Here is a 318-nt window from a genome sequence, read left to right as displayed (position 1 = left end):
CAAGCTCTTTAATCCGCTGCTCGGGTGACGGCGGGAGGGTTGGCTCGGTCATGGACCTGATCCTCGGCTCTCGAATTGATGCGCCTTGGCTCCAATCCTGTCGACCGTGCTTTCGTAACCAGACCAGCACCGTCGACCGGCCTTGGATGCCATAGCGTCGCTGGGCTTCTTTATAACTCAACTCGCCTTTTTCAACCTGGTCTACGACCGATAATTTAAAGGCTAGCGTGTAATCGCGTTGGCTGCGCCTTTTACCCGAATCCATTAAGTCCTCCTGAGGAAAGGTCAGAAGGTGTAAACCTTATTCAGGACGGGACA

Annotated in this window: 1 protein-coding gene; it reads right to left on the bottom strand. The window is 53.8% G+C overall.

What is annotated here, in order from left to right; all coding sequences use genetic code 11:
• The coding region (locus RGM3321_RS00050) for a helix-turn-helix domain-containing protein (RefSeq protein WP_347880954.1) at positions 1 to 265 on the bottom strand (265 nt) is incomplete at its 3' end.
• Positions 266 to 318 lie beyond the last annotated feature (53 nt).

Source organism: Pseudomonas sp. RGM 3321, from assembly GCF_022836805.1.
GTDB lineage: Bacteria > Pseudomonadota > Gammaproteobacteria > Pseudomonadales > Pseudomonadaceae > Aquipseudomonas.
The sequence above is the reverse complement of the archived record's forward strand: the minus strand, read 5'-3'. Positions and strand labels throughout refer to the sequence as shown.